The sequence below is a fragment of the Microbacterium sp. PM5 genome (assembly GCF_003293595.1).
Classification (GTDB): domain Bacteria; phylum Actinomycetota; class Actinomycetes; order Actinomycetales; family Microbacteriaceae; genus Microbacterium.
Genome location: NZ_CP022162.1, coordinates 3,021,390 through 3,046,233, shown reverse-complemented (window position 1 = coordinate 3,046,233; position 24,844 = coordinate 3,021,390). Strand labels below are relative to the sequence as shown.

The window sequence follows — 24,844 nt, the reverse complement described above, 5'->3', positions numbered from 1 at the left end:
GCGCGCGTTTCGCGCACGAGATCGTGCGAAGGAGCAGGAACAGGCAGATCCAGACGCGCGGCGGCTCCGCGTGCGGCGCCGCCGGGACGATCAGCGCTGGCCACCAGTAGAAAGCCACCGTTCGCATCGGATCGTGTCGAACGGGAACCCACCACAGGGGACCAGCTTCCTGCCGGCCTGCTCCGGATGCCGCGGAAGATCCACGGCAACCTGCTCAACCCTATCAGTCGCACCTCGGCGTGCGTATGGTTGATGCCATGAGCACCGACGACACGACGGCATCCGAGGAGATGAAGCGCAAGTTCAAGGAGGCGCTCGACAAGAAGAACGCGCAGCGTCGCACCGGAGAGGCCCACCTCGACGGCGACTCCGCGGTGCACGGCACCCACGGCGCGGTCACGAAGCGGGAGTTCCGACGCAAGAGCGGCTGACGTTCGCTCCTCACGGCTGCGCCGCGCGCGTGCGCGCGGTGGATCCTCCGGCCGGCAGTTCGATGTAGTCGGTGTGCTTTGCGGTGATCTCGTCGCCCGCTGTGCGTCCGCGCAGGCGCCGCCAGACCCAGGGCAGAGCGTCGCGCAGCAGCCAGGTCCCGGAGACCGGACGGTCCTCTTCCGCGTGCAGGGCGGCATCGAGCGCCCCGAGCGTTTCCACATCGGGCAGCCCGAGCACCTCCGCGGCGCGATACGAGACGAAACGGTGGCCCCGCGAGCTCAGGTGCACCTTGTCGTGCGCCCACTTCTCGAGTTCCCCGACGTCCGGATCGCTGTCGAGGTCGAGCAGGAACGCCCCGTGGGCCGACGCCGTCTCGCGCAGCCGCTCGGCGAAACGGGCGAACCGGCGCGCGAACAGACCCGATGCGCGACGAGCGGGAAGAAACGGTGTCACGAGCAGCACGTCGCTGCCGGCGGCCCGCAGCGCGCCGACGGCCTCGTCCAGGCGATCGGCGAGCGCGTCGGGATCGGCGCGATGCGACACGAGGTCGTTCGCGCCGATCAGCACGGTGGTCAGATCCGGCGCGAGCTCGAGAGCCCGTGGCAGCTGCTCGTCGAGGAGATCCCCTACTCGGCGGCTGCGGACGGCGAGGTTCGCGTAGCGCACCGTCGACGACGACCGCTGTGCAAGGAGCGTCGCCAGACGGTCGGCCCAACCGCGGTATTGCCCCTCGGGCATCCGTGACGTGTCGCACAGGCCCTCGGTGAGCGAGTCGCCGAGCGCCACGACGCGGCTCCACGACCGGGGTGAGGGCGCGGGCGCGAGGGATGCCGGGTGCGGCCCCGGTGTGCGCGCCGCGTCGGCGGCATGCAGCTGCTGCGCCTCGAGGTAGTAGCCGTGGAGCACGTCGACGAGTGCCGGCCAGGTGCGTCCTTCGACGCCGGCGCGCGCCGCCGTACCGAAGGCGCGCCGCTTGGTCACGTCTCCGACGAGGTCACGCACGCGCTCACGCAGATCGCCGAGGTCACCGGGCCGGTAGAGCCAGCCGTCCACGCTGGAGCGGACCAGGTCGACGGGGCCGCCACGTCCGGTGGCCACCACGGGAACCCCGCTGGCGTGCGCCTCCTGGATCGTCTGACCGAACGTCTCGCTCTCCCCCGGGTGCACGAAGACGTCGAAGCCGGCCATCGCCTGGGCGAGCTCCAGACCCGAGAGGTGGCCGAGGAAAACCGCGCCCGGCAGCGTGCGCTCCAGCCGTGCACGCGCGGGCCCGTCGCCGACGATGACCAGCCGCACGCCCGGCATCCGGGCGATCGCGGCCAGATCCTCCACCTGCTTCTCGGGGGCGAGGCGCCCGACATAGCCGACGATGACCTCGCCGGGAGCGATCCAGTGGCGCCACGCGTCACTGCGGCGGTCGGGGTGGAAACGCTCGGTGTCGACGCCGCGACCCCACAGGCGGGTGCGATCGACGCCGAGCTCGTGCAGCTGCGCCAGCGCCGACGACGACGGGGCGAGGGTGAGAGTCGCACGCGCATGCAAGCGGGCGACATGCGCCGCGGTGAGGGCCGTCGCCCGCGGCAGACCGTACTTTCTGGCGTAGGCGATGACGTCGGTCTGGTAGACGGCCACGGTCGGCAGGTCCAGGCTCGCCGCCGCTGCAACGGCACGCCAGCCCAGCACGAACGGCGAGGCGAGGTGCACGACGTCGGGACGGTAGTCGCGCAGGATGCCGGCCAGGGTTCCGGTGCGCCCGAGCGCCACGCGGACCTGTGGGTAGCCCGGCAGCGGCATCGAGGGCAGCAGACGCGTCTGCTGGTCAGAGCGCGCGCCCGGAGCGCCCGGGGCGACGACGAGGGCCTCGTGCCCGCTCGCGGTGAGATGGCGGACCGACTGCAGCACCGAACCGGTGACCCCGTTCATATGAGGCAGGAACGACTCGGCGACGAACGCGACTCTCATGGGTCCAGCGTTGCGGCTGCAGCGCGTGCGACGGGGCCGAATCGGCCTCGGGAACGCAGTGTTCGCCGAACGGTCCCGCGGCGGCCATCCCGACGTCACCGTCGCACGCGCCGTTCCCCGCGCGTTCATGACGGCATGCTATTCCGAAGGCGTGACCGACGCGTGGCTGCAGGCCCTCGCCCAGAGTCCCTGGGCCCTCCCCGCGATGGCCGCCCTCGTCGTCGGCGACGCCTTCCTCGTCGTCATCCCCGGCGAAGCCGCCGTCACGACGCTCGGGGCGCTCGCCGTCGCGGAAGGCTCTCCCCCGCTCGCCGCCGTCATCGTCGTCGCGGCGGCAGCCGCACTGACCGGAGACCTCGGCTGCTACCTCGTCGGCCGCACCGCGGGCCTCGAACGATGGCGCTGGATGCGCGGTCCGAGAGCGGCGGCGGCTCTCGGCGGGGCGCGCAGCGCCTTGGACCGCCGCGGCGCGACGTTGATGTTCACGGCCCGCTTCATCCCGTTCGCCCGCCTCGCCGTGAATCTCGTCGCGGGCGCCTCGCGGATGCCGATGCGGCGATACCTGCTGCTGGCGGCGCCGGCGGCGAGCGCGTGGGCGCTCTATCAGGCCCTGCTGGGGGCGGCCGTCGCCGCACTGATCCCGGGCGGCACCGTCGCCGCGGTCATCGCCTCGGTCGTCGTGGCGATCGTGCTCGGCGCGGCGGCGGACGCGATCGTGGCCCGCGCACAACGGCGCCGCGCCCCCGACGCGTGATCGGGGGCGCGGCGCCGTCGTAGGCGGTTCGGGTCAGCGGACCCCGGCGCGCTCGCGGGCACGCTCCTGCTTCGCCTCGGCTTCGGCGATCGCCGCCTCCTCCAGCCCCTGGGTGCCGACCGCCGCGGTGTCGGTCGACATGCCATCGTGACCGTCGCCGGTGAGGGTGGCCTCGTCGAAGGGGATGCGGCCGGCGAGCACATCGCGCACGCGGTCACGGTCGATCTGCTTCGTCCAGGTGCCGATGAGGAGAGTGGCCACCGCGTTGCCGGTGAAGTTGGTGACCGCGCGACCCTCGGACATGAAGCGGTCGATGCCGACGATGACCCCGACACCGTTGACCAGATCGGGGCGGAACGCCTGCAGACCGCCGGCGAGGGTCGCCAGGCCCGCACCGGTGACGCCCGCGGCGCCCTTGGAGGCGATGATCATGAACACCAGCAGGCCGATCTGCTCGGGGATCGACATCGGCATCCCCATCCCCGTCGCGATGAACAGCGACGCCATCGTCAGGTAGATCGCGGTGCCGTCGAGGTTGAAGGAGTAGCCGGTGGGCACGGTGATGCCCACGACGGGCTTGGACACACCGATGTGCTCCATCTTTCCGATCAGACGCGGCAGAGCCGACTCGGAGGAGCTGGTGCCGATGATGAGCAGGTACTCGCGCGCGAGGTACTTGATGAGGCTGAAGATGTTGACCCGGGTGACCGCGTACAGCAGCGACCCGAGCACGCCGATGATGAACACCGCGCACGTGATGTAGAAGGCGATCATCAGGATGCCGAGGCTCACGATGGCCGAGACGCCGGTCTTGCCGACGACCGCCGCAATCGCGCCGAAGGCGCCGATCGGAGCGAGCCAGAGGATCATTCCGAGGATGCGGAACACCAGCACCTGCAGCTGCTTGACGGCGAACATGATCGGCTCGCCCTTCTTCCCGAGCTGCTGCAGGGCGAAGCCCACCAGCAGCGCGATGAAGAGCACCTGCAGGACGCTCGGGCCGGTGAAGGCGCTGAAGAACGTCGTGGGGATGATCCCGAGCAGGAAGCTCACGGTGTCGGTGGCCTCTCCGGACTTGCCGGCGTCGTACGTGGCACCGGCCATGTTCAGCCCTTCACCCGGGTGGATGATGTTGCCGACCACGAGGCCGATCGCGAGGGCGAAGGTCGACATCACGAGGAAGTAGAGCAGTGCGAGGCCCCCGATCTTGCCGACCGTCGCCGCTTTCGCGATCGATCCCACCCCGACGACGATGGTGCAGAAGATGATCGGCGCGATCATCATCTTGATGAGGTTCACGAAGGCCTTGCCGACCGGCTCGAGCCCCTTCGCGAACTCCGGCCAGACGAGGCCGACCACCGCGCCCAGGACCACAGCGATGATCACCGCGACGTAGAGCCAGGTGTGCTTGTCCCACGAGCTCTTGCCGCGGCGCCAGTTGTAGCCGGGGAGCTTGAAAGATGATGTGAGGGCCATGTCCGCCTCCAGGTGTGAACGGGTCGTTGTTCGGGTGGCGCCGACGCTGGCGGCCACACGCACAGAGTGCAGCGTCGGCTGCCTCGTGGTTCACTTGTGGTCGTATTGGTCCCGGCGGCCGCTCCGATACCCGTCGGGACGGCCGACGACCCGCCATCGACCGCCGAGGACGCCATGACCCGAAGAATCGGACGCAGCGCCGCGTCCCGGATCTTCCTGTGGCTGGCCGGCGCCGCTCTCGTGCTGGCTCTGGCCACCGCCGGACTGCTGGTGCTGGAGGCGCAGCGCACGGCACGCGCCGAGGCGGAGCGTGTGACGCAGGCGGTGTCGGCCACCCTCGCCGACCTGGAGGAGGTCTCCACGGCTCTCGCGCACGGCGACGACGTCGCCGCCAGCCAGGCGCTGCAGCCGATGGCGACGGCGGTCATGTCGGACGCGGGTGTCGACTTCGTCACGATCATGGATGCCGACGGCATCCGCGTGACGCACCGCGACCCGGCGCAGATCGGAAAGCGCTACATCGGCACCATCCCGAACACCCCGACAGCCCTCACCGAAGAGTTCAGCGGGACCCTCGGACCGTCGCTGCGCACGATCATGCCGGTGGAGGCGGACGGACGCCTCGTCGGCTGGGTCTCGGTCGGCGTGACGATCCGAACGGTCACCGCGCAAGTGGTGCCGCGGCTGCTCGTGGTCGCCGCCGTCGGCCTCGTGCTCGTCGGCGCCGGGCTCGCCGGCGCGGTGCTCGCCCGCCGCGCGACGCGGTTGGTCGCCGGCGACCTCCCCGCCGGCGCCATCCGCGACACCCTGGCATCCGCGGAGTCGATGCGCACGCTCGGCGAGGCCCTGCGCGCACAGACGCACGAGCACGGCAATCGCATGCACGCTGCCGTCGCACTCATCGAACTGGGACGCACGGATGATGCGATCGGCATCCTGACGGATTCGGCGCGTCAGAGTCAGGCGCTGGTGGACCAGGTCGCGGCCCGCACCGAGGGCGATCCCACCGTCGGGGCGCTGCTGCTCGGCAAAGCCTCGCAGGCGATGGAACGCGGGATCGACTGGTCGACCGACATCGCCCCCGACGCTCCCCGCTCGTTGCTCAGCCCGATCGACGCGGTCGCGCTGGTCGGCAACCTCATCGACAACGCCCTGGACGCTGCCGCGAGCGGTCCGGCGCCGAGGTGGGTGCGCGTGCACATGTCGCGCACGGCGGAGGACGAACTGCTGCTCACCGTCTCCGACTCCGGGGACGGCCCCGACGAGGAGGTGCGTGCACGAATGTTCGAGCGAGGATTCTCGACCAAACCGGCCGGCAGCGACGGTCGGGGCGTCGGGCTGGCGCTGGTGCGTGCCGTCATCGACGAGATCGGCGGGACGATCACCGTCGAGATCTCCCCGACGACGTTCCGCGTCGTCCTGCCGACGGTGCGGTCATGATCGGCGTCCTGCTCGTCGACGACGAGGCGCTGACGCTCGAGCTGCACCGCTCGTACATCGAGCGGGTCGACGGTTTCGAGGTGGTCGCCGAGTGCGCGGGCGCGCGGGCCGCTGTCTCGGCGATTCTGGACGCGCCCGACCGGGAGCGCATCGACCTCGTCCTTTTGGACATGACCATGCCCGACGGCTCGGGCCTGGACGTCCTGCGCCACGTGCGCGCACACGCCGCCGACGTCGACGTCATCGCGATCACCTCGGTACGCGACGCCGACGTCGTCCGTCAGGTGGTCGCCCTCGGCGCGGCGCAGTACCTCGTCAAGCCGTTCACCTTCGCGACCTTCCACGACCGGATGGAGCAATATCGCGCATATCGCGAGCGCGCCCGCGCGACATCGGGGGCAGCGACCCAGTCCGAGATCGACGCGATGCTGGGGGCGCTGCGTCCGACGGGCACGATCGGACTGCCGAAGGGGCTGTCCCCCGCGTCGCTGGAACGGGTGTCCCAGGCCGTCCGCGAAGGCGGCGGACTGTCGGCGACCGAAGCCGCCGACGCCTTGGGAATGTCGCGCGTGGCAGCCCGGCGCTACCTCGAGCACCTCGCCGAGGCCGGCCGCGTCGAGCGCACGCCCCGCTACGGCACGCGCGGACGGCCGGAGACCGAGTACCGCTGGAGATGACTCAGGAAACGCCCCACCCGTGGGGACCGTCCGATCCGGCAGGGTAGTCATCCATGGGCACGTCGCCGCGCCGCCACGCGTCGCGGACGGGCTGGATGATGCGCCAGCACTCCTCGGCGGCGTCGCCGCGCACGGCCAGCATGGCGTCGCCGTCGAGGATCGCGGCGAGAACCTCCGTGTACGCGGCGTGGGTGCCGAGGCCGAGGTCGGCCTCGAGCGTCGCGCGGTGCAGAGCGAACGGCTCGTCACCGCCATTGACCGAGATCTCCATCGTGAGCTTGTCCGGCCCGAGTCCGAAGCGCAGGACGGCACCACTCGCATCGCCGGTGAACCCCAGCGGCAGGTGGCGCACGGGACGCAGGACGACGTCGACCTCTGCTCGCTTGGCGGCCAGGGCCTTCCCGGAGCGCAGGGTGAACGGCACGCCCGCCCACCGGGCGTTTCGCACCTCGACGCGCACCTGGGCGAGCGTCTCGGTCTCCCGCGCGGGATCGACGCCCGGCTCGTCGACGTACGACGGCATCCGTTCCTCGCCCGCCGTGCCGGCCGTGTAGCGCGCGCGGTGCGAGGAGCGCACGGCGTTGTCGTCCCAGACGTGCGTCGCCCGCAGCACCGCCGCGGTGGCGTCACGCACGTCCGTCGCGGTGAGGGCCGCGGGGGGCTCCATCGCGACGACGGCCATCACCTGCAGCAGATGGCTTTGGATCATGTCGACGAGTGCCCCGGCGTGATCGTAGAAGCCCGCACGCCCCTCCAACCCGAGGGTCTCGTCGAAGCGGATCTCGACCCGCTCGATGTGCTCCGCTGACCAGATGGGCTCCAGAAGCCGGTTCGCGAACCGGGCGCCGAGCACGTCGAGAACGGTGGAGCGGCCGAGGAAGTGATCGACGCGGAAGACCTGCTCCTCGGGCAGCAGCTTCAGCAGTACCGCATTGAGTTCACGCGCGCTGGCTTCGTCTTCACCGAACGGCTTCTCCAACGCGAGGATCGTCCCCTCGGGCAGATCGGCCGGAGACAGCGCCGCGCAGGCGGCCGCCGCCGCAGCGGGCGGCACGGCGAAGTACAGCACGAGCCGCCCCTCCGGGACGGCGCCGATCACCGCGCGCAGGCCCGCGGCGGTCGTCGCGTCGGCCGTGATGAACGGCGTCGATGCGACAGCGGAGAAGGCATCGTCCGCTCCGGCTTCCCGGAACGCGGTCCGCACACGTCGCCGCCACTGCGCGTCGCTGATCTCGGTGCGACCGACACCGACCAGATGCAGCTGCCGTTGCGGTTGTCCTCGCAGCAGATCGGCGAGCGCCGGCAGCAGCAGTCGCTGTGTCAGATCGCCGCTTGCCCCGATGATCACCAGTGTCGACACGTCAGCCATGTGCACACCCTATGTCGCCCGGTGCGGGGCGGCGAGGGGGCAGAATCATTCCGTGGCAGATGCATACGCGGGCCGGATCTCTTCCCCCACGCCCATCGAGGATTACGCGCTCCTGAGCAGCTGCCGCACGGCGGCGCTGGTCTCGCGCGACGGATCGATCGACTGGCTGTGCCTGCCGCGGTTCGATTCGGCATCCGTGTTCGCCGCCCTCCTCGGCGACGACCATCAGGGACGATGGGCGCTGCGGCCCGCCGATCCCGACGCGCGGGCGACACGGCACTACGACGGCGACACCTTCACCCTCATCACGCGCTGGGAGAGCGCGGACGGCGTGGCCGAGGTGCACGATTGTCTGCCCGTCGATCCCCGGCATCTCGACGTCGTGCACCGCGTCGACCTGGTGCGCCGCGTCGTCGGCATCAGCGGCCGCGTCGCGTTCGAGCAGCAGGTGCGGCTGCGCTTCGACTACGCCCGCGCGCTGCCGTGGGTGCGCCAGACCGGGACGGCCGACGCCCCCGAGGTGACGGCGATCGCCGGACCGGATGCCGTGGCCCTGCGCGGTGCACCGTTGACGGCCACCGACCACGTGCACCGCGGCACGCTGAGCGTCGCCGCCGGCGAGCACCGCGACCTCACGCTCACCTGGCATGCCTCGCACCGCCCTGTTCCCGCCCCGCTCGACGTCGAGGATGCCCTGCAGTGCACGCGCGAATGGTGGAGCGCGTGGGCCGAACGCATCGACGTGCACGGGCCGCACCGCGACGTCGTCGTGCGTTCGCTGTTGACCTTGCGCGCGCTCACGCACCGCGACACGGGCGGCATCATCGCCGCACCCACCACGTCGCTGCCCGAACAGTTCGGCGGCGAGCGCAACTGGGACTACCGCTTCGTCTGGTTGCGAGACGCTTCGCTGACGATCGAGGTGCTGCTCGGCCAGGGCTTCGCGCACGTCGTGGCGCACTGGCAGCGCTGGCTGCTGCGGGCGATCGCGGGCGACCCGGCCGACCTGCAGATCGTCTACGGCATCGCCGGCGAGCGCGACCTCATCGAACGGGAGCTCGGCGACCTGCCCGGTTACGGGGGTGCCGCGCCCGTGCGGATCGGCAACGGCGCGGCGCAGCAGTACCAGGCCGACGTGACCGGTGAGGTCATGACGTGCCTGTTCGCCGCGCGTGCGGCCGGCATCGAGCAGTCGGCGATCTCGTGGCCGCTGGAGCGCGCGCTGCTGCGCCGTGCCGAGGAGCGCATCGACGAACCCGATCAGGGCATCTGGGAGATCCGCGGTGCGCCGCAGGTTTTCGTGCACTCCCGGGCCATGGTGTGGGCGGCATTCGATCGCGGCGTGCGCTCGGTGCGCGAACACGGTCTGCACGGCCCCGACGCGCACTGGGAGCAGCTGCGCGACCGGGTGCGCGCCGACATCGACGCTCACGGAGTCTCCCCACGAGGCCATTTCGTGCAGCACACCGCGACGGACGCGGTCGATGCCTCGCTGCTGTTGCTTCCGACGGTCGGATTCTGCGCCGCGGACGACCCGCGCATGCTGGCCACCGTGGCCGAGATCGAGCGCACCCTCATGGTCGACGGCCTCGTGCTGCGCTATCGCACCGAGTCGGGGGTGGACGGGCTGGAAGGCACGGAGAACCCGTTCCTGGCGTGTTCGTTCTGGCTCGTCGAGCAGTACGCGGCGAGCGGCCGTCTCGCCGACGCGCGGGCGCTCATGGACCGCGCCTGTGCCCGCGCGAACGATGTCGGCCTGCTGTCCGAGGAGTACGACGTGGCCGAGAAGCGGCAGGCCGGCAACACCCCGCAAGCGCTCTCGCACCTGGCTCTCGTGCGCGCGGCATCCGCCCTCGCCCGCGCCGAGGCCGCAGCCGGCTGAGACGGCGATGCCCCCGACCGCGCCGGAGCGTGATCGGGGGCGTCGTCAGGAGTCACTCCCCGGCGAGACCGCCGAGCAGGTGACCGAAGGAACGTCCCTCTCCGAGGTAGTTCGCGGGGTCGAACGGGTCGTCGCTGCCGGCGGGCTGACGGCGCGCGACGGCCTCGGCCAGTTCGCGGGCACCGCGCTCGACGCGCGAGCTCAGCGGCGCGACCTGATCGGCTGCGGCGCCCCAGTCGCTGGATGCCGCGAACACACCCGTCGAGACGGCTTCGGCGTGCAGGTAGGCGAACAGCGGGCGGATGGCGTAGTCGATCGCGAGCGAATGACGCGCCGTGCCGGCGTTGGCGCCGATCAGCACGGGCTTGCCCGTGAGCGCGTCGGGGTCGAGCACGTCGATGAACGACTTGAACAGCCCCGAGTAGCTCGTGGAGAAGATCGGGGTGACCACGATGAGGGCGTCAGCCGACACGACCGTGTTGATGGCCGACTCCAGCGCGGGTGGAGCGAAGCCGGTCAGGAGGTTGTTCGTGATGTCGTGTGCGAGATCGCGCAGTTCGATCGTGTCGACGGTGGCCTGGATGGGCGCGCCGTCAGGACCCGTCAGCTCAGCCAGCGCCGCGACCGTCGCCGCCGCCAGGCGGTCGGCGAGCATGCGCGTGGACGAGGGATTCGACAGGCCGGCCGAGACCACGGCGATGCGACGCGCGCTCATCGGGTCGCCCCCACTCCGAACGCGGCACCGGCGGGGGCGGGGGCGTCCTGGTAGGGCGAGGGCCCGCTCAGGTTGTCACCGCGGTTGGCGCGCGGCGTCGCCTGGCGTGAGGGTCCGTCGCCGTAGGCGGCGCGGACCAGAGAGGCGTGCGTCGGGGCGTCCGGCACGTTCTCGGGACGGTCCTTCGCGAACTCCTTGCGCAGCACCGGCACGACCTCGCCGCCGAGGAAGTCGAGCTGCTCCAGCACCGTCTTCAGCGGCAGGCCGGCGTGATCCATGAGGAACAGCTGGCGCTGGTAGTCGCCGAAGATGTCGCGCATCCCCGCGTAGCGGTCGATGACCTGCTGCGGCGAGCCGACGGTCAGCGGCGTCATCTCGGTGAAGTCCTCCATCGACGGGCCGTGGCCGTACACCGGGGCGTTGTCGAAGTACGGACGGAACTGGTTCACGGCATCCTGCGAGTTCTTCGCCATGAACGCCTGGCCGCCCAGGCCCACGATCGCCGTCTCCGGTGCGCCGTGGCCGTAGTGCTCCCAGCGCTGGCGGTAGAGACCGATGAGGCGCTGGTAGTGCTCGGCCGGCCAGAAGATGTTGTTCGCAAAGAAGCCGTCGCCGTAATACGCGGCCTGCTCCGCGATCTCGGGCGTGCGGATCGAGCCGTGCCAGACGAAGGGCGCGACGCCGTCGAGGGGCCGCGGGGTCGCGGTGAAGCCCTGCAGCGAGGTACGGAACTTGCCCTCCCAGTCCACGACGTCCTCACGCCACAGCTTGTGCAGCAGCGCGTAGTTCTCGATCGACAGCGGAAGGCCCTGACGGATGTCCTTGCCGAACCAGGGGTAGACGGGCCCCGTGTTGCCGCGGCCGAGCATGAGGTCCATGCGGCCACCGGAGAGGTGCTGCAGCATCGCGTAGTCCTCGGCGATCTTCACGGGGTCATTCGTGGTGATCAGCGTCGTCGAGGTCGAGACGATGAGCCGCTCGGTCTGGGCGGCGATGTACGCCAGCGTCGTCGTGGGCGACGACGACCAGAACGGCGGGTTGTGGTGCTCGCCGAGCGCGAAGACGTCCAGGCCCACCTCTTCGGCGTGCCTCGCGATCTCCACGGTGGCGCGGATGCGCTCGGCCTCGCTCGGCGTGTGGCCCGTGGTGGGGTCCTGCGTGATGTCGCTGACGGTGAAGATGCCGAACTGCATCTGCGGGCTCTTCTCGTTCACGGTGTCCTTCGCCTTCCGGATGCCTCGGCATCCATTCCATGCAAGTGAATGTATCTCGTACAACACCGCGGTGTCCAGGTTATTCCCGACCCGCATACCGGTAACCGGACGCAACATGCCGCCGGCGCCGGCACCAGGACGCCTACCCTCGCCTCATGAGCGATCCCACTCTCCCCGTGCTCGACCTCTCGCTGCTGGACGCGGGGCCGGCGGCGGCAGCGCGCTTCCGCGACGAGCTGCGATCGGCGACGCACGACGTCGGGTTCTTCTATCTCACCGGCACCGGCGTCACCCCCGAGCTGGAACAGCGCCTGCATCGCGCAGCGCGGGACTTCTTCGCCTTGCCGGAGGCCGACAAGCTCGCGATCGAGAACGTGACGAGCGCGCACTTCCGCGGGTACACGCGGGTGGGCGGGGAACGCACCCAGGGAAAGGTCGACTGGCGCGAGCAGATCGACATCGGGCCAGAACGGGAGGCGGTCACGGACCCCGCCGCTCCCGACTTCGCGCGACTGATCGGCCCGAACCTCTGGCCGGCGGCTCAGCCAGAACTGCGCGAGGTCGCCGCGCTGTGGCAGGAGCACCTCACCGGCGTCGCGCGAAAGCTGCTGCGCGCGTGGGCGCTCGCCCTCGGCGCCTCCGAAGGATACTTCGACGACCACTTCGGAGATCCCTCGACGCTGCTGAAGATCGTGCGCTACCCCGGCTCGGCCTCCCCCGAGCCCGCGCAGGGCGTGGGTGCGCACAAGGACTCTGGCGTCGTCACGCTGCTGTGGGTCGAGCCCGGCAAGGGTGGGCTCCAGGTCGAGCGCGACGGCGAATGGGTCGACGCGCCGCCCGTGCCGGGAGCATTCGTCGTGAACATCGGCGAGATGCTCGAGTACGCGACCGGCGGCTATCTCATCGCCACCAATCACCGAGTCGTCTCGCCGCGGCATCCGGACGATCGCATCTCGGTGCCCTTCTTCTTCAACCCCGCCCTCGATGCGCGGCTGCCGCTCATCGAACTGCCGCTGGAGATGGCCGCGCAGGCGCGCGGGGTGACGCAGGACCCGACGAACCCGATTCACGGCCTCTACGGCGAGAACGCCCTCAAGTCGCGCCTGCGCGCGCATCCCGACGTCGCCGAGCGCTGGCACGCCGACCTGCTCGCCGCCCGCGCCTGACGCCGGCGCCGGGCGTCAGCGCCTCACGATGCCGTGGAATGACGAGAGCCTCCCCACACCGTGGGGAGGCTCTCCAAGAATGTTTTGCGCGATTGAACGCTGGGCGCGAAGCCTTAGCGGCGCAGACCGAGACGCTCGATGAGCGAGCGGTAACGGTTGATGTCGATGTCCTGCAGGTAACCCAGCAGGCGACGACGCTGACCGACGAGCAGGAACAGGCCACGACGCGAGTGGTGGTCGTGCTTGTGCTCCTTGAGGTGCTCGGTGAGGTCCTTGATGCGCTGCGTCAGCATCGCGACCTGCACCTCGGGGGATCCGGTGTCACCGGGGTGCGTCGCGTACTCTTCGATGATCGCCTTCTTGACGTCTGCTTCCAGTGCCATAGGTGATCCCCTTCCTCTTCGTTGCGCGGCGCCCGACGCCTGATGCGTGGGCTCTCTTTATCCGCGGCCGATCGAACGGCAACCTCAGGAGTCTACCAGCGCCGAGCCCGTCCCGGAAACTCGGCGCCGCGGCCCGGGCCAATCCTCTTAGGCTCGAGGCGTGCAGTTCTCCGTCCACGTCAAACCCGGCAGCCGCAAGGGCCCCCTCGTCGAGCAGGATGCCGAGGGCCTCACGGTCTTCGTGCGCGAGCGCGCCGTCGACGGCGCAGCCAACGACGCGGTGACGCGCGTACTCGCCGATCACTTCGGCGTGGCGCCGCGCGACGTCACGATCCTCCGCGGACACGCCTCGCGTCACAAGCGCGTCGAGGTGGACGCATGAGCGGCAGCCACCTGATCGATCTGACGCCGTTCCGGCACAGCCCTGCGTTCGCGCGACTGTGGATCGGCTCGACGCTGTCGGGGCTCGGCGGCCAGCTCACGATCATGGCCGTCATGCTGCACATGTACGCACTGACATCGTCGACGTTCGCCGTCTCGATGATCGCCGTGGCGGGTTTGGTGCCGATGGTGCTCGCGGGCATCTACGGCGGCATGCTCGCCGACGCCTTCGACCGGCGCACCGTGGCTCTGACGGCCGCGACCGTCACCTTCGCCTCCACGCTGCTGCTGGCCGTCCTGGCCTGGACGCAGCAGGAGGCCGTCTGGTCGCTCTACGTCCTCAGCGTCGTCAACGCGGCCGCCAACTCCATCGTGATGGCGAGCCGCTCCGCGATCATCCCGCGCCTCCTCCCCCGCGAGCTGCTGCCCTCCGCAGCGGCCCTGCAGGGCGTCACGGTGGGCATCATGGTCATGGCCGGTCCCGCACTGGCGGGGATCCTGGTGGCGACCACCGGATACGCCTGGACCTACTCGATCGACGTCATCCTCATGCTCAGCCTGTTCCTCGGGCTCTGGACGCTGCCCGCCATGCGCCCCGAGGGCGAGACGGTGCGCCCGGGGCTGGAGTCGCTCAAGGACGGGATCGCGTTCCTGAAACGTGCGCCGAACATCCGCCTGCAGTTCGTGATGGACATCGTCGCGATGACCTTCGGGCAGCCGCTCGCACTGTTCCCGGCACTCGGGATGGTGCTGCTCGGGGGCGGGCCGGTCACGGCCGGCATCCTCACCGCCGCGATCGCGGCCGGCGCCTTCCTCTCGAGCCTGTTCTCCGGGCGCGTCGGCGGATATCGCTGGCATGGACGAGGCATCGCGCGCGCGGTCGAGGTGTACGGCGCGGCCATCGGCGCCTTCGCTCTCGCGTTGGTGCTCGCCGCGGTCGGCGTCGGCGCCCCGGATGGAGTCGATGCCGACCATGCGAACATCGCGATGATCGTCGCCGCCTGCGTGGCGCTGGCCGTCGGCGGCGCCGCCGACAACGTGAGCGCGATCTACCGCTCCACCATGCTGCAGGCTGCGGTGCCGGATGTCGTGCGGGGACGGCTGCAGGGAATCTTCATCGTCGTCGTGGCCGGCGGCCCCCGCATCGGAGCCCTCTACGCGGGGACGCTCGCCACGATCACCACGCTCTGGTTCCCGCCGCTGGTGGGCGGCATCCTGATCATCGCGATCGTCGCGACCCTCGCTCGCCTGTACCCGGGGTTCCGCAGCTACGACGCCGAGAACCCCGTTCCCTGACGCCCGATCCCTGACGCTCGATGCCGCGACCGATTCCTGCCAGGCTTCGGCGGGTTTCGGACGTGGCATACCGCGGGCGCCGACGGCGTCCGCGGCCGCCGCTAGAGTCGGCGCGTGACCCGCTCGCCCGCTCCCACCCCGGTTCGCCCGGGGCCCTCCTCGGCGGCGATCGCCGTCCAGTTCGTCCTCATGGGGATCATCTGGGGATCGAGCTTCCTGTTCATGAAGGTCGCCCTCGGCGGCATCTCTCCCGCGCAGGTCGCGTGGGGGCGTCTCGTGCTGGGCGCGGCCACGCTCGGCGTCTTCGTCCTCGTCCGTCGCGACCGACTGCCCGGCCTGGGCCGCGAGGACGCCCGAGTGTGGGGCCACATGACGGTGCTCGCGGTGAGCTTCTGCGTCGTGCCGTTCCTGCTGTTCTCGTGGGCCGAGCAGCACGTGTCGTCGGGTTTGGGAAGCATCTACAACGCGACGACGCCGATCATGACCGCGATCATGGCGGCGCTCGTGTTCCGCGTGGAGCGCCTGAAGCCGGTGCAGATCGCGGGCATCGCCGTCGGCATCGGCGGGGTGGTGGTGATCATCGCTCCGTGGACCGGCCTCGACCTCACGCAGAGCCTGCTCGCCCAGCTCGCCCTTCTCGGCGCGACCGCGTGCTACGGCTTCAGCCTCGCGTACATGCGCCGCTTCCTTGCGAACTCGGGCATGAGCCCTCTCGCCTTCTCGTTCGTGAACATCGGGATCGCCGCGGTGATCATGACGCTCGTGGCGCCGGCAGTGGCCCTCACACCCGTACGACTGGACCCGTGGATCGTGGCGAGCATGGTGCTGCTGGGCTGCCTCGGCACGGGCGTGGCCTACATCTGGAACCAGAACACGCTGCGGGCCTGGGGGCCCACGGCGGCGTCGACCGTGACGTACATCACGCCGGTCGTGGGCGTGGCGCTGGGCTTTCTCGTCCTCGGTGAACGCATCGGCTGGCATGAGCCGGTCGGCGCCGGGGTCGTCTTCCTCGGCATCCTGCTCGCGCAGAACCGACTACGGATGCCGCAACGGCGGCCGTCCCGCGTGAGCGGGGACGACCGCCGTAGGGCGAAGGGGGTCAGGCCTGAAGCGAACCCTGCAGGTCGAGCGTGATCGTGACATCCTTGCCGACGAGCACGCCGCCGGTCTCCAGCGCGGCGTTCCACGTCAGACCGAAGTCCTCGCGGTTGATGACGCCGGTGGCGGTGGCGCCGGCCTTGTAGTTGCCGTAGGGGTCGGTTCCGAAGCCGCCGAACTCGAGCTCGAAAGTCACCGGCTTGGTGACACCGTGCATGGTGAGGTCGCCATCGACGAGGAAGTCGCCGTCCTGGTAACGAACACCGGTGGAGACGAACTCGATCGTCGGGAACTGCGCCACATCGAAGAAGTCGGCGCTGCGCAGGTGGTTGTCGCGGTTCTCGTCGTTCGTGTTGATCGAGGCGACGTCGACGGTCGCGCTGACCTTCGCCTCGAGCGGGTTCTCCGGAGCCTCGATGGTGGCGCTCTTGAGCCCGAAGACGCCGCGCACCTTCGAGATCATCATGTGGCGGAGGCTGAAGGTGACCTCGCTGTGCGCGGGGTCGAGCACCCAGGTGCCTGCCTTGTAGCCGGGGATCTCGGGAATCGTGGTCGTCTCGGTCATGTCTGCCATCCTTCGTCGGGGAAACGGTCTGCGGCTAGTCAACACGCGAAATCCGTATGTATTCCCACACATGGAAAAACTCTCGAGGAACAGTCCGGGAGAGACGAGGAGGGGGTGGATGCCGCGGCATCCACCCCCTCCTCACGAAAATGTCTGATCAGCCGACCTTGAGCAGATCGATGATGAAGATCAGCGTCTTGCCACCGAGGAAGTGACCACCGGCGGGGCCGTAGGCCAGGTGGGGCGGGATGATCAGCTCGCGACGTCCGCCCACCTTCATTCCGGGAATGCCGTCCTGCCATCCCTGGATCAGTCCGCGCAGCGGGAACTGGATCGACTCGCCGCGACCCCACGAGGAGTCGAACTCCTCGCCAGACTCGTACTCGACGCCGGCGTAGTGCACGGTGACATTGTCGCCGGGCTTCGCCTCGTCGCCGTCACCCACGATGATGTCGCGGATGACGAGGTCGGTGGGAGCAGGTCCTGCAGGGGCGTCGAACTCGGGCTTGGTGCGCTCTTCGGTCATACCTCCATCCAAGCATGCGCGGATGGGCCGGGCACCCTCTTGACACCCTCCGAGAGCTCGGAACACAATGAATGCAGGCCAACTCAGCGCCCGGGAGACACGCAGGCATCGCCGCGGCACCGGGCGCTGAGTCTGTGTGTGGGCAGAATCTGTACGGCAGATGCGCGGTGACCGAAATCACCAAAACCTGCGGAGTTCATCGCCCCGCACTACCCTGGAGGGATGCGTTTCGCCCACGTCCTCCTGCCCGAAACGGACGATCCGCAGCTGGTCGTCGTGGTCGCACCCGGACGGATCGCCCCCGTGGCGGACCTGTTCGACGCGGCTCCGCGCACGCTGCAGGCCCTGATCGAGGGGGGCGACGAGCTCCTCGCTCGCGTGCGCGAGGCTGCCCGCGATGTCGACGGCATCCCTCTGGACGGCCTGACATTCGGCCCCGCGGTCGACGCGCCGCCCATCGTCCTGGCCGTCGGTTTGAACTACGCGGCGCACTCCAGCGAGCTCGGCCTCAAGGCCGACACCGCTCCGACCGTGTTCGTGCTCTGGCCGAACTCGCTGTCCGGACACGACGCCACGACCTCGTGGCCGCGATCGCTCAGCGAGTCGGTCGACTACGAATCGGAACTCGGGGTCGTGATCGGTACGCCCGCCAAGGACGTCGCCGCAGAGGACGCGCTGGCCCATGTCTGGGGGTACACGGTGGTCAATGACATCACCGCGCGCGACATCCAGTTCTCGGAAGCGCAGTGGTCACGCTGCAAGTCGTTCGACGGCTTCACCCCCAACGGTCCCTTCGTCGTCACCGCCGACGAGATCGCCGATCCGCAGAACCTGCACATCTGGGCGGTCGTCGACGGTCAGACCGTGCAGGACGCCTCGACGGGACAGATGATTCGCTCGGTGGCAACGCTGATCGCGCATCTGTCGCAGTCGGCGACACTGCTGCCCGGCACCCTGATCTCGACCGGAAGCCCGGGAGGGGCGGGGTATTCTCGCGATCCGCAGATCTTCCTGCGCGACCGCTCGATCGTGACAGTGGGTATCGACGGCATCGGTGAGCTCACCACTCACTGCCGCATTCTGGACTGACACGCACGACGCCCCGGCGATCCGCACGCGCGGACGCCGGGGCGTCGTCTGCAGGCGGCTCAGCCGCCGTTGCAGGTGATGGTCTTGCCGTTGAGCTCGTAGATGCCGCTCGGGTTGTTCGCGCAGAACTGGATCAGGTCACCGGCCGTGTTGGCAAGCACGACGGCGATGATGATGCCGACGATGATGCCGACGACGATCAGCACCGAGCTGACGATGATGGCGGCGACCGCCATGCCGTTCTTCGCGCCCGCCTTCTTGGACTGCACCAGGGCGACGATGCCGAGGATGAGACCGATCAGCTGCAGCCCCACCGGCACGATGGCCAGAACGAGGGCGACGATGCCGAGCGTGCGCCCGGGAACGGAGCCGGAGGCCGCCGGGCCGCCGTTGTAGGCGGGAGCGGACGGGTAACCGGCCTGCTGATACGCCGGCGGTGCGACCGGCGGTGCCGCCGGCGGCGTCTGCGGATTCACGGGGGGCTGAGTGGGGTCGGTCATGCGTCTCTCCTCGGTCGGCCGGTGCGGCGCGTTGCTGACAGTGACGCTATCGGCCCGCGTGCGTCTCGCGCAAAGGGTTCGTCAGCTCTCGACGAGGTTCTCGGCGGGCTGTACGACGGGAATGGCCTGCGTGATCGCCTCCAGGCCCGACAGCCGCGCCGGAGAGAGCTGCTTGTCGACCTCGTCGCGGGTCATGAGCCCCGCCTCGACGACGAGGTCGCCGACGTTGCGATGGGTCAGCAGCGCGGTCTTGGCGAGCGCTGCCGAGGCGGCGTAGCCGATGAACGGCGTGAGCGCGGTGACCACTCCGACAGATGAGCCCACCATCGCCCCCAGACGCTCACGGTTCGCGGTGATGCCGTCGACGCAGTTGATCCGGAAGGTGCGCATGGCGCGGCGCATCCACGTGATCGATTGGAAGATCGAGTGGGCGATGATCGGCTCGAACGCGTTCAGCTGCAGCTGCCCGCCCTCGACGGCCATCGTGACGGTGAGGTCGGCGCCGGCAACGGAGAACGCCACCTGGTTGACGACCTCGGGGATCACCGGGTTCACCTTGCCGGGCATGATGCTCGATCCGGCCTGACGCGCGGGCAGGTTGATCTCCCCCAGGCCCGCTTGCGGACCGCTGGAGAGCAGGCGCAGGTCGTTCGCGATCTTCGAGAGCTTGATCGCGTTGCGCTTGAGGGTCGAGGAGAACGACATGAACGACCCCGTGTCGCTCGTGGCTTCGACCAGATCGTCGGCGGTCGCCAGGTCGAGGCCCGTGATCTCCCGCAGGTGGCGTAGGACGGCGGGCGCATAACCGGGGTGGGTCGTGATGCCGGTGCCGATCGCGGTGGCGCCCATGTTGATCTCGAAGAGCAGGTACGCGTTCTCGGTCAGGCGTTGGTGGTCGTAGCCGAGGGTCGTCGCGAACCCGTGGAACTCCTGGCCCAGGGTCATGGGCACGGCATCCTGCAGCTGGGTGCGACCGATCTTGAGGATGTCGTGGAACTCGACCGCCTTCGCGAGGAACGATTGGCGCAGGAGGTCCAGCTCCTCCAGGAGGGTCTTCAGGTCGAGACTGAGCCCCACCTTCACCGCGGTCGGGTAGACGTCATTGGTCGACTGCGAGCGGTTGGTGTGATCGATCGGTGAGAGATAGGCGTAGTCGCCCTTCGGACGTCCGGCGAGTTCGAGGGCGATGTTGGTGATGACCTCGTTCGCGTTCATGTTGGTCGAGGTGCCGGCACCGCCCTGCACCACGCCGACGACGAACTGGTCGTGGAACTCTCCGTCGATCACCCGCTGGGCGGCGCGGTCGATCAGATCGGCGCGTTCGGCGTCGAGCACTCCGATCTCCAGGTTCGCGCGGGCGGAAGCCTGTTTGACCATCGCGAGCGCGGTCACGAGGTCCTTGTACACGGAGATCGGGCGCATGGAGATCGGGAAGTTCTCGAGCGCCCGTGCGGTGTGGATGCCCCAGTAGGCATCGGCGGGGATCTCCATCGATCCCAGGGAGTCGGTCTCGGTGCGCGTCGTTGCGGCAGGTGCCATGAGTGCAGTCCTTTTGGGTCGTCGCCTCGGGTGGTCGCGGTCGAGCCTACCCGCGACGACGACGCGCATCCGGTGTACACGGCGTACACCGCACAGACGGGTGCCCTCCGCCGAGGCCGAGGCCGCGACGAAGGGCACCCCGACGGTCAGCGGTTGACCGTCGACATGTCGGCATAGCGGTCGCCGACCGGAGAGCCGACGGCGGCCAGCGCGGCCAGCTGGTCCTGCGTCAGCACCAGATCGACCGCTGCGATGTTCTCCTCGACACGGGTGAGCTTTCGCGTGCCGGGGATCGGCGCGATGTGCTCCCCCTGCGCCAGCAGCCACGCCAGCGCGACCTGAGCGGGGGTGGCGCCGGCATCCGCGGCGACCTTCTCGACGGCGTCGACGATCGCGAGGTTCGCCTGCAGCGCGCCGTCGGCGAAGCGCGGGTTGCTCTTGCGGAAGTCGTCGTCGTCGAGCACGTCCAGCGAGCGGATGGTGCCCGTGAGGAATCCGCGGCCCAGCGGCGAGTACGGCACGAACCCGATGCCCAGCTCGGACAGCGTCGGAAGCAGCTCCGCCTCGGGGTCACGGGTCCAGAGCGAGTACTCCGTCTGCACCGCGGTGACGGGATGAACCGCGTGCGCACGACGGATCGTCGCGACCGACGCCTCCGATAGTCCGTAGCCGCGGATCTTGCCCTCGGCGATCAGTTCGGCAAGCGCGCCGACGGTCTCTTCGATGGGGGTCGACGGATCCATCCGGTGCTGATAGTAGATGTCGATGCGGTCGGTGCGCAGACGCTGCAGCGACCCCTCGACGGCCAGGCGCACGTTGGCCGCAGTTCCGTCCAATCCGCGCTCACCGCCCGCGGTGTGGCGAACCGTGCCGAACTTCGTGGCGATGACGACCTCGTCGCGGCGTCCGGCGTCGGCGAGCGTCGTGCCCAGCAGTTCCTCATTCGTGTACGGACCGTACATCTCCGCCGTGTCGAGGAAGGTGACGCCGCGATCCAGGGCCCCGAGGATGGTGCGTGCACCATCCGCATCGTCCTGTCCGGCGCCGGTGTAGAAGGCGCTGATTCCCATCAGGCCGAGACCGAGGCGGCTGACCTCGATGGGGGTGGCGCTTCCCAGAGTGGTGGTCTTCATGAGTGTGCGATCTCCTTGTCATAGATGTCGATCTTGTGGTCGATGGCCCGCAGACTCGCGGTGATCTCGTCGAGCTGTGCGCGCACGCGTTCACGATGCGCGACCAGCAGCTCCCGCCGTTGGGCGATGGTCGACTCGCCGCTGCGCACGAGTTCGGTGTACGCGCGGATGCCGGCGATCGGCATGCCCGTGAGGCGCAGCCGCGTCAGGAAGCGCACCCAGGAGATGTCGGCATCCGAGTAGCGGCGGTGCGACGAGGAGGCGCGGTCGATCGGCGTCAGCATGAGCCCCTCGCGCTCGTAGTAGCGCAGGGTGTGCGTCGAGACGTCGGTGGCGGCGGCGGCCTCGGCGATCGAGACGCCCTCGCGCGCGGGGACGGGGAGCAGGGTCATGTCCCCACGGTAGAACTTCGAGTGCACTCGAAGTCAAGCCGCATGAGCGCATCTGCCGCGCCCGGGACACCTCGCGATCTCAGCGCTTTCGGGAGAAGGCCTCGAGCCGCTCCTCCGGGTCGAGTGCGGCCATCGCCCGTGTCCATTCCTCGCTGAAGACCTCGGCCGTCTCGGCCTCACCGACCGGGACGACGCTGTGCGTGATGGTGTCGTCGTAGACGTGCACGAGATGGAAGGACTGTCCGCCGTCCATGCCGTTGACCTCCTGCGGCGGACGCTGGAGGTTCATCGCGTAACAGGTCGCCGATGCGACGCTGACCGGGATGCCGGCGAAGGTGCCCGCCGTGGCGTAGTGGAGGTGTCCGGCGAGGATGGCGCGGACGTCGCTGCCGGTGAGCGCCGCCGCGAACTCGCTCTGATGACGGAGTTCGAGGATATCGAAGAACGGGATGTGGCTCGGCAGCGGCGGATGATGCAGAGCCAGCACGGTGCCCAGCGGCGCCGGTTCGGCGAGGATGCCGCGGAGCCAGTCGAGCTGTGCGGCATCCAGGTCGCCGTGATGCCACCCCGGCACGGAGGAATCGAGAGCGATCAGGCGCAGTCCGCCGAGGTCCCACACACCGGTGACGGGTTCGAGACTCGGCGCCTCGTCGAGAAGTCCCGCACGCAACGCGGGGCGCTCGTCGTGATTGCCCGCGACCCACACGATGGGCGCGCCCAGCCGCGCAGCGACGGGTTCGACCTCGGCGCGCAGGGCGGCGTAGGCGTCCGGCTCACCCAGATCGGTCAGGTCGCCCGTGAACACGATGGCGTCGGGCGTGACGCCGGTGCGCTCGACTGCCGCCAACGTCGCGGTGAGGTTGGCGGCGGTGTCGTATCGGCCACCGAGGGGCCGATTCCCGGCGAGCAGATGCGTATCGCTGAGATGGACGATCACGCGCTGGGCGGGTGGATGGATGCCGAACGAGAACGAGTCGGGGGCCATGAGCTCAGCCTAGGCGCCGCCGCCGACGCGGCGCGGGCCCTCCCGCAGTTCTCGGCGTGAGGCGCCCGCGGCGCCGGCAGATCAGTGCAGGACGATCAGGGCGAGTCCAGCGAGAACCGCGACGCCGCACAGCGCGAACGACAGGTAGGCGCCGATCAGCGCCAGACGCTTCTGCCCGTCGGTCAGAGGGCTCTTCTTCGCCGCCTTCGCGGCGGCTTTGGCCGCACGACGCGCCTCCTTCTCGCTGATCACGGTGATCGCGTCGGTGAACTCCGCGGGAGCGACGATGGGCGCCCGTCCGCCACGTACCAGCAGCCGAAGACCGCCCGCATAGAAGCCGACGACGAGCAGCGCACCGATCAAGGCGGCGGCGAAGACCTGGACAAAGGCCAACCAGTCGATGCTGATACCCATCAGCGCTCCCCCGTCTTCTCAGCACCGGACTTCTCGACCGAAGGCTTCGTGGCCGAGGACTTCGTGGGCGAGGGCTTCTTTCCGCGGGGCGCCGTGCTCTTCGCTCGCTCCTTGGCGCGTTCCGCCTTCTCCTGCGCGCGCTCCGCGCGCAGGATGGCGCGCTGGCGACGCGTGGGCGGCGGGTTGCGCTTGACCTTGACGGCGAGACCCGAATCGGCGACCTCGCTCATCGCGTTGGAGGAGTCGACGTGATCGCGGCGCGAGCGCAGGAACAGACCTACGATGATCGCGACGGCGAGCACCGCGTCGACGACGATGCCGGCACTTCCGAACCAGACGACCAGCAGGGCCGCGAAGGCGCCGACGGCGGCGGAGGCGGGCAGCGTCAGCACCCACCCCACGGCGATGCGCCCGACGGTACGCCAGCGCACCTTCGAGCCGCGCCGACCGAGTCCGGAGCCGATCACCGAACCGGAGGCGACCTGCGTGGTCGACAGTGCGAAGCCGAGCGCGCTGGAGGCGAGGATGGTCGCCGCCGTGGACGTCTCGGCGGAGAAGCCCTGTGCGGGCTTCACGTCGGTGAGCCCCTTGCCGAGCGTACGGATGATGCGCCAGCCGCCCATGTAGGTGCCGAGCGCGATCGTGAACGCACAGGCCAGGATCACCCACAGCTGCGGGTCGGCATGGGCACCGCTCTGCCAGCCCGCCATGATCAGCGCGAGGGTGATGACTCCCATCGTCTTCTGCGCATCGTTCGTGCCGTGGGCGAGGGCGACGAGGGAGGAGGTGAAGATCTGGCCCCAGCGGAACCCGTCGCGACCGTCGGGCTTGTTGTCGTAGCGACGCGTCATCGCGTAGGCGAGCCGCGTCGCCAGGAAGGCGATGACACCGGCCGTGAACGGGGCGATCAATGCCGGCAGGACGACCTTGCTCAGCACCATGCCGAAATCGATGGCCGCCGCGCTCGCGCCGACGAGCGTCGCCCCGATCAACCCGCCGAACAGGGCGTGCGAGGAGCTGGAGGGCAGACCCAGCAGCCAGGTCAGCATGTTCCAGGTGATCGCACCGATCAGGCCGGCGAAGATGATCGGCAAGAACGCGAGCGGCTCGATCTGGTCCTCGCGGATGATCCCGTGCGAGATCGTCTTCGACACCTCGGTGGACAGGAAGGCGCCGACGAGGTTGAGACTCGCGGCGAGCAGAACGGCGACTTTGGGCTTGAGCGCCCCGGTCGCGATCGGGGTGGCCATCGCGTTCGCGGTGTCGTGAAAGCCGTTCGTGAAGTCGAAGAACAGCGCCAGCACGATCACCAGCACGACGATGAGGGCAGCGGTTTCCACAGTTCGCTTTCGTCGGGATTCACAGGAAGGGAGCCGACGGAATCGGCGATGCGAACGAAGAGTTCACCGTGGTTTCATTCTCCGGCAACCGGACCACAGAAATACTCCCACATTCA

At 69.5% G+C, this 24,844-nt stretch carries 25 protein-coding genes; 10 read left to right on the top strand and 15 right to left on the bottom strand.

Annotated features, from left to right (window positions below; genetic code table 11):
* Positions 1-257: 257 nt before the first annotated feature.
* Positions 258-431, top strand: coding sequence for a DUF5302 domain-containing protein (locus CEP17_RS15145; protein ID WP_162722461.1), 174 nt, complete (start codon positions 258-260; stop codon positions 429-431).
* Between the two features lie 10 nt (positions 432-441).
* Here the strand turns inward: CEP17_RS15145 and CEP17_RS14375 are convergent, their stop codons facing one another.
* On the bottom strand, positions 442-2,394 hold the full coding sequence (locus tag CEP17_RS14375) for a GDSL-type esterase/lipase family protein (RefSeq protein WP_112932718.1): 1,953 nt from the start codon (positions 2,392-2,394) through the stop codon (positions 442-444).
* Between the two features lie 151 nt (positions 2,395-2,545).
* Between CEP17_RS14375 and CEP17_RS14370 the strand changes: the two genes are divergently transcribed.
* Positions 2,546-3,148 (top strand): VTT domain-containing protein, encoded by a 603-nt coding sequence (locus CEP17_RS14370; RefSeq protein ID WP_112932989.1) that lies wholly within the window; start codon positions 2,546-2,548, stop codon positions 3,146-3,148.
* A gap of 33 nt (positions 3,149-3,181) precedes the next feature.
* On the opposite strand, the gene CEP17_RS14365 is transcribed toward CEP17_RS14370, so the two are convergent.
* Positions 3,182-4,624: a cation:dicarboxylase symporter family transporter gene (locus tag CEP17_RS14365; RefSeq protein ID WP_036320258.1), complete on the bottom strand. Its 1,443-nt coding sequence runs from the start codon at positions 4,622-4,624 to the stop codon at positions 3,182-3,184.
* Between the two features lie 174 nt (positions 4,625-4,798).
* Between CEP17_RS14365 and CEP17_RS14360 the strand changes: the two genes are divergently transcribed.
* Both CEP17_RS14360 and CEP17_RS14355 read left to right on the top strand, forming a co-directional pair.
* A complete protein-coding gene (locus CEP17_RS14360) occupies positions 4,799-6,064 on the top strand; it encodes an ATP-binding protein (RefSeq protein ID WP_112932717.1) in 1,266 nt (421 codons plus the stop codon).
* On the top strand, positions 6,061-6,741 hold the full coding sequence (locus tag CEP17_RS14355; protein ID WP_112932716.1) for a response regulator: 681 nt from the start codon (positions 6,061-6,063) through the stop codon (positions 6,739-6,741). The genes CEP17_RS14360 and CEP17_RS14355 overlap by 4 nt, the downstream gene beginning before the upstream one ends.
* Before the next feature lies 1 nt (position 6,742).
* On the opposite strand, the gene CEP17_RS14350 is transcribed toward CEP17_RS14355, so the two are convergent.
* A complete protein-coding gene (locus tag CEP17_RS14350; RefSeq protein WP_112932715.1) occupies positions 6,743-8,110 on the bottom strand; it encodes a glucose-6-phosphate dehydrogenase in 1,368 nt (455 codons plus the stop codon).
* Positions 8,111-8,162: 52 nt separating this feature from the next.
* Between CEP17_RS14350 and CEP17_RS14345 the strand changes: the two genes are divergently transcribed.
* Positions 8,163-9,992, top strand: a complete 1,830-nt coding sequence (locus CEP17_RS14345) for a glycoside hydrolase family 15 protein (RefSeq protein WP_204359838.1) — start codon at positions 8,163-8,165, stop codon at positions 9,990-9,992.
* Between the two features lie 52 nt (positions 9,993-10,044).
* On the opposite strand, the gene CEP17_RS14340 is transcribed toward CEP17_RS14345, so the two are convergent.
* Positions 10,045-10,707, bottom strand: a complete 663-nt coding sequence (locus CEP17_RS14340; protein WP_036287646.1) for a CE1759 family FMN reductase — start codon at positions 10,705-10,707, stop codon at positions 10,045-10,047.
* On the bottom strand, positions 10,704-11,900 hold the full coding sequence (locus CEP17_RS14335; protein WP_204359898.1) for an LLM class flavin-dependent oxidoreductase: 1,197 nt from the start codon (positions 11,898-11,900) through the stop codon (positions 10,704-10,706). The genes CEP17_RS14340 and CEP17_RS14335 overlap by 4 nt, the downstream gene beginning before the upstream one ends.
* Before the next feature lie 176 nt (positions 11,901-12,076).
* Here CEP17_RS14335 and CEP17_RS14330 point away from each other — a divergent pair, with 176 nt between their 5' ends.
* Complete coding sequence (locus CEP17_RS14330; RefSeq protein ID WP_112932713.1) at positions 12,077-13,087, top strand: 2-oxoglutarate and iron-dependent oxygenase domain-containing protein; 1,011 nt, start codon at positions 12,077-12,079, stop codon at positions 13,085-13,087.
* Between the two features lie 113 nt (positions 13,088-13,200).
* Here the strand turns inward: CEP17_RS14330 and rpsO are convergent, their stop codons facing one another.
* Positions 13,201-13,470, bottom strand: a complete 270-nt coding sequence (gene rpsO / locus CEP17_RS14325) for a 30S ribosomal protein S15 (protein ID WP_005048780.1) — start codon at positions 13,468-13,470, stop codon at positions 13,201-13,203.
* 160 nt (positions 13,471-13,630) lie between these two features.
* On the opposite strand from rpsO, the gene CEP17_RS14320 reads away from it, so the two are divergent.
* The 3 genes from CEP17_RS14320 (at position 13,631) to CEP17_RS14310 (ending at position 16,281) form a co-directional block, all read left to right on the top strand.
* Positions 13,631-13,852 carry a DUF167 domain-containing protein gene (locus tag CEP17_RS14320; protein ID WP_036287653.1) on the top strand — a complete coding sequence of 74 codons (222 nt, stop codon included), beginning with the start codon at positions 13,631-13,633 and terminating at the stop codon, positions 13,850-13,852.
* Positions 13,849-15,147 carry an MFS transporter gene (locus CEP17_RS14315; protein ID WP_112932712.1) on the top strand — a complete coding sequence of 433 codons (1,299 nt, stop codon included), beginning with the start codon at positions 13,849-13,851 and terminating at the stop codon, positions 15,145-15,147. Before CEP17_RS14320 ends, CEP17_RS14315 begins: the two co-directional genes overlap by 4 nt.
* Before the next feature lie 114 nt (positions 15,148-15,261).
* Positions 15,262-16,281, top strand: coding sequence for a DMT family transporter (locus CEP17_RS14310; RefSeq protein ID WP_112932711.1), 1,020 nt, complete (start codon positions 15,262-15,264; stop codon positions 16,279-16,281).
* Here CEP17_RS14310 and CEP17_RS14305 read toward each other — a convergent pair.
* Both CEP17_RS14305 and CEP17_RS14300 read right to left on the bottom strand, forming a co-directional pair.
* Positions 16,247-16,810 (bottom strand): YceI family protein, encoded by a 564-nt coding sequence (locus CEP17_RS14305; protein WP_112932710.1) that lies wholly within the window; start codon positions 16,808-16,810, stop codon positions 16,247-16,249. The genes CEP17_RS14310 and CEP17_RS14305 overlap by 35 nt on opposite strands.
* Before the next feature lie 157 nt (positions 16,811-16,967).
* Complete coding sequence (locus tag CEP17_RS14300) at positions 16,968-17,336, bottom strand: FKBP-type peptidyl-prolyl cis-trans isomerase (RefSeq protein ID WP_112932709.1); 369 nt, start codon at positions 17,334-17,336, stop codon at positions 16,968-16,970.
* Positions 17,337-17,558: 222 nt separating this feature from the next.
* Here CEP17_RS14300 and CEP17_RS14295 point away from each other — a divergent pair, with 222 nt between their 5' ends.
* Positions 17,559-18,425 carry a fumarylacetoacetate hydrolase family protein gene (locus tag CEP17_RS14295; protein ID WP_036315621.1) on the top strand — a complete coding sequence of 289 codons (867 nt, stop codon included), beginning with the start codon at positions 17,559-17,561 and terminating at the stop codon, positions 18,423-18,425.
* 59 nt (positions 18,426-18,484) lie between these two features.
* Here the strand turns inward: CEP17_RS14295 and CEP17_RS14290 are convergent, their stop codons facing one another.
* The 7 genes from CEP17_RS14290 to CEP17_RS14260 all read right to left on the bottom strand — a co-directional run bounded on the left by CEP17_RS14290 (position 18,485) and on the right by CEP17_RS14260 (position 24,728).
* Positions 18,485-18,925, bottom strand: coding sequence for a DUF4190 domain-containing protein (locus tag CEP17_RS14290; protein ID WP_112932708.1), 441 nt, complete (start codon positions 18,923-18,925; stop codon positions 18,485-18,487).
* Positions 18,926-19,006: 81 nt separating this feature from the next.
* Entirely contained in the window at positions 19,007-20,464 is a 1,458-nt protein-coding gene (locus tag CEP17_RS14285; RefSeq protein WP_036315616.1) for an aspartate ammonia-lyase, read from the bottom strand.
* A 146-nt stretch (positions 20,465-20,610) separates the two neighbouring features.
* Positions 20,611-21,597, bottom strand: a complete 987-nt coding sequence (locus CEP17_RS14280) for an aldo/keto reductase (RefSeq protein ID WP_112932707.1) — start codon at positions 21,595-21,597, stop codon at positions 20,611-20,613.
* Positions 21,594-21,989 carry a MerR family transcriptional regulator gene (locus CEP17_RS14275; RefSeq protein ID WP_039414645.1) on the bottom strand — a complete coding sequence of 132 codons (396 nt, stop codon included), beginning with the start codon at positions 21,987-21,989 and terminating at the stop codon, positions 21,594-21,596. Before CEP17_RS14275 ends, CEP17_RS14280 begins: the two co-directional genes overlap by 4 nt.
* Before the next feature lie 79 nt (positions 21,990-22,068).
* Positions 22,069-22,974 (bottom strand): metallophosphoesterase, encoded by a 906-nt coding sequence (locus CEP17_RS14270; RefSeq protein WP_112932706.1) that lies wholly within the window; start codon positions 22,972-22,974, stop codon positions 22,069-22,071.
* 81 nt (positions 22,975-23,055) lie between these two features.
* Positions 23,056-23,388, bottom strand: a complete 333-nt coding sequence (locus CEP17_RS14265; RefSeq protein WP_036289744.1) for a hypothetical protein — start codon at positions 23,386-23,388, stop codon at positions 23,056-23,058.
* Positions 23,388-24,728 carry an inorganic phosphate transporter gene (locus tag CEP17_RS14260; protein WP_112932705.1) on the bottom strand — a complete coding sequence of 447 codons (1,341 nt, stop codon included), beginning with the start codon at positions 24,726-24,728 and terminating at the stop codon, positions 23,388-23,390. Before CEP17_RS14260 ends, CEP17_RS14265 begins: the two co-directional genes overlap by 1 nt.
* Positions 24,729-24,844: the final 116 nt, after the last annotated feature.

Excerpts from the sequence above, each read along its gene's own strand:
- CEP17_RS15145 (WP_162722461.1), top strand. The coding sequence starts at position 258 with ATGAGCACCGACGACACGACGGCATCCGAGGAGATGAAGCGCAAGTTC.
- CEP17_RS14375 (WP_112932718.1), bottom strand. The coding sequence starts at position 2,394 with ATGAGAGTCGCGTTCGTCGCCGAGTCGTTCCTGCCTCATATGAACGGG.
- CEP17_RS14365 (WP_036320258.1), bottom strand. The coding sequence starts at position 4,624 with ATGGCCCTCACATCATCTTTCAAGCTCCCCGGCTACAACTGGCGCCGC.
- CEP17_RS14360 (WP_112932717.1), top strand. The coding sequence starts at position 4,799 with ATGACCCGAAGAATCGGACGCAGCGCCGCGTCCCGGATCTTCCTGTGG.
- CEP17_RS14355 (WP_112932716.1), top strand. The coding sequence starts at position 6,061 with ATGATCGGCGTCCTGCTCGTCGACGACGAGGCGCTGACGCTCGAGCTG.
- CEP17_RS14350 (WP_112932715.1), bottom strand. The coding sequence starts at position 8,110 with ATGGCTGACGTGTCGACACTGGTGATCATCGGGGCAAGCGGCGATCTG.
- CEP17_RS14340 (WP_036287646.1), bottom strand. The coding sequence starts at position 10,707 with ATGAGCGCGCGTCGCATCGCCGTGGTCTCGGCCGGCCTGTCGAATCCC.
- CEP17_RS14335 (WP_204359898.1), bottom strand. The coding sequence starts at position 11,900 with ATGCAGTTCGGCATCTTCACCGTCAGCGACATCACGCAGGACCCCACC.
- CEP17_RS14330 (WP_112932713.1), top strand. The coding sequence starts at position 12,077 with ATGAGCGATCCCACTCTCCCCGTGCTCGACCTCTCGCTGCTGGACGCG.
- rpsO (WP_005048780.1), bottom strand. The coding sequence starts at position 13,470 with ATGGCACTGGAAGCAGACGTCAAGAAGGCGATCATCGAAGAGTACGCG.
- CEP17_RS14315 (WP_112932712.1), top strand. The coding sequence starts at position 13,849 with ATGAGCGGCAGCCACCTGATCGATCTGACGCCGTTCCGGCACAGCCCT.
- CEP17_RS14305 (WP_112932710.1), bottom strand. The coding sequence starts at position 16,810 with ATGACCGAGACGACCACGATTCCCGAGATCCCCGGCTACAAGGCAGGC.
- CEP17_RS14300 (WP_112932709.1), bottom strand. The coding sequence starts at position 17,336 with ATGACCGAAGAGCGCACCAAGCCCGAGTTCGACGCCCCTGCAGGACCT.
- CEP17_RS14295 (WP_036315621.1), top strand. The coding sequence starts at position 17,559 with ATGCGTTTCGCCCACGTCCTCCTGCCCGAAACGGACGATCCGCAGCTG.
- CEP17_RS14290 (WP_112932708.1), bottom strand. The coding sequence starts at position 18,925 with ATGACCGACCCCACTCAGCCCCCCGTGAATCCGCAGACGCCGCCGGCG.
- CEP17_RS14285 (WP_036315616.1), bottom strand. The coding sequence starts at position 20,464 with ATGGCACCTGCCGCAACGACGCGCACCGAGACCGACTCCCTGGGATCG.
- CEP17_RS14280 (WP_112932707.1), bottom strand. The coding sequence starts at position 21,597 with ATGAAGACCACCACTCTGGGAAGCGCCACCCCCATCGAGGTCAGCCGC.
- CEP17_RS14275 (WP_039414645.1), bottom strand. The coding sequence starts at position 21,989 with ATGACCCTGCTCCCCGTCCCCGCGCGCGAGGGCGTCTCGATCGCCGAG.
- CEP17_RS14270 (WP_112932706.1), bottom strand. The coding sequence starts at position 22,974 with ATGGCCCCCGACTCGTTCTCGTTCGGCATCCATCCACCCGCCCAGCGC.
- CEP17_RS14265 (WP_036289744.1), bottom strand. The coding sequence starts at position 23,388 with ATGGGTATCAGCATCGACTGGTTGGCCTTTGTCCAGGTCTTCGCCGCC.